General features: G+C 61.9%; 3 protein-coding genes. All 3 read right to left on the bottom strand.

The features are described 5' to 3' along the window. Positions 1–374: 374 nt before the first annotated feature. Positions 375–1,382, bottom strand: a complete 1,008-nt coding sequence (locus Q0R02_RS02025) for a DJ-1/PfpI family protein (protein WP_293880350.1) — start codon at positions 1,380–1,382, stop codon at positions 375–377. Then, on the bottom strand, positions 1,375–2,535 hold the full coding sequence (locus tag Q0R02_RS02020; protein ID WP_293880348.1) for a DJ-1/PfpI family protein: 1,161 nt from the start codon (positions 2,533–2,535) through the stop codon (positions 1,375–1,377). Before Q0R02_RS02020 ends, Q0R02_RS02025 begins: the two co-directional genes overlap by 8 nt. A gap of 405 nt (positions 2,536–2,940) precedes the next feature. Beyond that, the gene (locus Q0R02_RS02015) at positions 2,941–3,714 is read right to left on the bottom strand and encodes an alpha/beta fold hydrolase (protein ID WP_293880352.1); all 774 of its coding nucleotides are present in this window, start codon (positions 3,712–3,714) and stop codon (positions 2,941–2,943) included. Positions 3,715–4,491 lie beyond the last annotated feature (777 nt).

The raw sequence follows: 4,491 nt of genomic DNA, 5'->3' as shown, positions 1-4,491 counted from the left end.
ATCGACGTGGAAGACGCGCTTGCCCTTGCCGAAAATACCGAAATCTGACCCGTTGGCTCCTCGTCTCCGGCGAGGGGCCACTTTACTGCTTTGGGACGAAGCGGTAGTTCGCAGGTCAAACGACGAAGGTCGGCTTGCGATAGTAGCGGTCGTTCAAGAAGGCTCCGGTATCGTGCTTCCGGCCGAGCAGCTGTATCCGACTGCTATCTGTCAGCTTTCGGGGGCGGACGGATCATAGCTGACGGTCGTCCAGCCTCAGCCGTGCGAACGACGATCTCGCTCTGGCTTGCGGCGACGCCGCTAACATTCGAGTACGAGGTTCCCATAGATGATCCGACGATCAGCGTTTCAAGCCCCGCAGCGACGGGCCATGCTCACGGCAAAAGACTTGAAAATCGCAAGCGATGGGTCGCCGGATTCGTTACGAGCTGGCGCTGAAACGCCCGGCGCAGGTTCTGTTCGTCGCCATGACCAGTTCTCTGGGCGATGCTCTTCAACGGCAGGTCGGTTTCCTCGAGCGCGCGGCACGCCGCTTCGATCCGCATCAGCTCGACCGTCTTGGCTGGCGTGCGTCCAACCTTCGCGGCATAGGCCCGCGCAAAGGTGCGCGGCGCCATTCCCGCGCGCGCCGCGAGCTGCCCGACCGACAGGTCTGCCGCGAGGTTCGCCGCCATCCAGGCGTGGAGCTCGACAAAGCCCTGGTCTTTCGTTTGCGCCGCAAGCGGCACGCTGAACTGCGACTGGCCGCCGGCGCGTTTCATAAAAACGACCATCTGCCGCGCCGCATCAATCGCAATGCGGGGACCGTAATCCTCCTCGATTAGAGCCAACGTCAGATCGATGCCTGAACTCACGCCCGCGGACGTCCACAGATTGCCATCTCTGATGAAGATGCTGTCGGCATCGACGTCCAGCCCGGGATGACGCGTCTTCAACCGGTCGAGCCACGCCCAATGCGTCGCCACCCGGCGGCCCTCGAGCTGGCCCGCCGCTGCCAGCAGAAACGCACCGGTGCAGACCGAGCACAGCCGGCGCACCGAGGCGGCGCGTTCGGTAATGAAGTCGCGCAGCGCAGGCGGCACCGCAAAATCTTCGCCGATGCAGCCCCCCGGCGCGATCAGGGTGTCGATCGACACGTCAAACAGCGTCGCTATTGCGACGGTCACCACCGGAAGGCCGGCGCTGGTTACGATCGCGCCACCTTCGCCCGAGGCGACAATCGTCTCGTACCGAGCCGCCGCCCCTGGAGCGGCGTCGCGATTGGCCGTGGTCAGCGCTTGTAACGGCCCGGCAAGGTCGAGCAGGTTCATGCCGTCATAGGCCAGCAGCACGACGCGCAGTGGCGCCTGTGGCAGTGGAATGAGGATCGCTTCTTCAGCCATGGTAACCGGGATACTCGAAGTCGAGCGCCACGCCATACGCGGTCTGCTCACCATACAGGCGGGCAATTTCGGCAAGCACCCAGTCGAGCGCCATCGCAGACTTACCCGTCGCAAGCGCGACGACGCGCTCGACCGACTTCGGATCGGTACGATCGGGCAACAGCGCCAATCCGTGCAGCGTCAGGATCGGGGCGCCGCTGGTGCCTATTGCATAGGCTTTGGCGCGGCCGGTCCGGGTATAGGCGTCGGCAGTCAGCGCGACGGCGATCTCATCGGCCCCCGGCACGACCGCAACGCCGATCGACTTCGACTTGTGGAGCCAGCCATTGAGATATTGCGTTGCCGCAAAGGCCTGCAGATTGCGTCCGAACTTGGGTGCAAAGCGATGGCTGTCATGCGCCGGGCTCCAGTCCGGCGCGCCGACCTGCGCAGCGACCATGGCTGCGCGCTCACGGCCGGCGATCGCCTCAACCAGCGCAAGCGAAGTCGGGATGGCGGCGCTGATCCCTGCGCTGGACACGATACGCCCATCGGCGACGTAACGGCGATCGTCGATCCAGTTGACCTGCGGATAATGCTTGCGCCGATAGTCGGCGGTTGCCCAGTGCGCGGTGGCGCGATGCCCATCGAGCACGCCGCTATTGGCCAGCACCAGCGCGCCGTCACAGATGCTGACCAGGGTGCCGCCTTTCGCCGCCTGTTGCTTTACCCAGTTGAGCAGCGCGGGATCGTTCTGTTGCACAACCGCTGGCACCACGACGTAGTCGGCGCCATCGGGAAAGCGGGCGTCGAAGTCGGCGATCGTCGCTTGTGGTTGGATATGCAGCGCCGGACGCATCGTCATCGCGCCTGGGCGGGTCGCCACGGCGATTACCTCGCCCAGATTAGCCCGCCGCAGGATGCCATAGGGAATGACATAATCGGTGAGTTCGGTACCGCTGTTGACGCCGACGATGGCAATGACCGGGTGCTGTCGCCCAAAGCGGGCGTGATAGGCCGGGATCGGCTCGCTTGCCACGGGTGCCACCGGCGCGGCTTGCTGGTCTGGCTGCGATTGCGCCGAGCGGCCGGTCGCACCCGATCCGCAACCGACGATAAGGCTTGCCGCGGCGAGAAGAAGGACGCGATTTCGGGCAGTTGAGGAGCGAAGCATGATGCCATCCGATCAAAGGGGGTGGCACCTCCCTGAGGCAGATCTCACTTTGCCCAAAGGACGACAAGCCGTCATTTCCTGCCAGACTGGCGGTTTTGGCTTGTGCGATGCGGTCAACATGCAGCGTCGGCGATAAGCCTCAAGAAATAGTGCGAACCTTGGTGCCTGCGGACACTCTGATTCGAGGTTGCGCAAACCGACGAAGAAAGGTCGGATTTTGGGCGGGTTGCGATGTCTGCCTTGATTAGCGATCGGCTGAAATCTTCAGGACCGGACGTTCATCGGGGCGGATCTGAACGCCCGGCTGTGGTCGACACCAGCCGGAATAGCCGACGGACCGCATCTGGGTATCGGAATTTGGCGGCTGCATAGCAAGAATGGGTCGGTTGCGGTCGAATTCGTAGGTCATTGAGTTGCGGCAAGAATGACCGCGATGGTATCCTTGGGCATGTCCCATGCGGGGAAATGGCCGCTGGACTCGAACCAGTGCAACTCTGCCGTTGGGAAAGCTACTTTAGCGCGCGCCGCTTGGCGGGGCAGGCATAGTCGGTCATGTCTGCCCCATCCGATCACGATGCGATCGGTGGATCGTGCGGCGGGCCCGGTCTGTTCAGGACCTTTTGAAAGATCTTGCACTAGCGCGTCGAACGTCGGCGTCGTGCTGAGGCCCGTCAGTTCGGTCGCTATAACATGCGGGTTGAGTGTCCATGGCCGTGCAGACAGTTGGGCCAGCAATGCCGTGCGCGTTGCTGCATATCGGCTAAGTGTCGGCAGCACGGGTCGGATCGCCCGCAACAATCGACCAGAAAGGCCAATTGTCACTTTGAAGAAGGTTCGCTCCCAACCTCGCCAAAATCCGCCGGGATCGAGCGCCACGACATTGCCGACGCTGCCCCGCCGCGCAAGCTCCAGCACGATCCGTGCACCCATCGAGCTTCCGACGACGTCGATACCGGTCAGTCCATTGTCCTGAATATAACGCTCGACGCTCCCAACGAGACCGTCGAAGGTTCCGCTATCGGCGGCGGCCGGCGTGGTACCATGTCCTGGAAGGTCGATCGCTATCACGGTGCGATGCGTGCTCAATGCATCAAGAATCGTAATCCATGATTGCCAACTTCCTCCGAGGCCGTGGATGAGGAGTAACTTCCGGCCTGTACCGCGCTGAATGTGATGCATCATGCTTCCTAACGTGTCGAAGCGTTAACGCACCGGATCGGCTTGCGGGACCACGGCTGCTGCTCAGTGATGGGCGCGATCGTCAAAAAACTCGTTTCAAATCGCCGTTGGGCAACTCGCAGCCGACTGGTCTCCCGTCCAGTGGATAGACGTCGAAGACGCGCTAGACCTTACCGAAAACACCGAAATTTGACCTTATCGATTCCTCGTCTCGGGCAAGGAGCCGAACTCAAGGCTTGGGACTAAGCCGTTGATTAAGCTGCCGTTCACACTTTGCCCGGAATGGCGACGCTTCCGTCACCCAGACCCTGATCCGATCGTCCGCAACCTTAATTGATTTCATGATCTCCCTGCCCGCAGCGGTCGTCAAACGACAACCTCCGTTGAAGCTCAAGGGCCGCCCCCCGCCCCAGGTTACATCGCCATAACGGGCATCTTTCATGATCAGCTTGCAGGGAATGGTCTTGCCCGCCCATTTCCTGGTCGGTGTCAGGACACCGGCAATCAACCGATAGCGCCGCGGAGATGCCGGCGTGGTAACCGTGGTCAAGGAGCCTGAAAGGCCACTCCCATCGGCGGCACGTGCCAGGATTATCCGCCCATGCGGATCGATACTCCATCGCGCAATTACATGGTCAGAGGTGGCTCGGCAAAACTGAATAGAGCGATGAGTGGAGTTTCTGCCTGATGGCGACCAGGATGGTCGCGGACAGGAGACACGATGAGCAAGAGACCACGCCGGAATCACAGCCCGGCATTCAAGGCAAAGGTCGCATT

It is taken from the genome of Sphingomonas sp., assembly GCF_025353885.1.
GTDB lineage: Bacteria > Pseudomonadota > Alphaproteobacteria > Sphingomonadales > Sphingomonadaceae > Sphingomonas_O.
This window is presented reverse-complemented; position numbering and strand designations above follow the sequence as displayed.

Coding starts and splice junctions, on each gene's coding strand:
- Q0R02_RS02025 (WP_293880350.1), bottom strand. CDS start 1,382: ATGGCTGAAGAAGCGATCCTCATTCCACTGCCACAGGCGCCACTGCGC.
- Q0R02_RS02020 (WP_293880348.1), bottom strand. CDS start 2,535: ATGCTTCGCTCCTCAACTGCCCGAAATCGCGTCCTTCTTCTCGCCGCG.
- Q0R02_RS02015 (WP_293880352.1), bottom strand. CDS start 3,714: ATGCATCACATTCAGCGCGGTACAGGCCGGAAGTTACTCCTCATCCAC.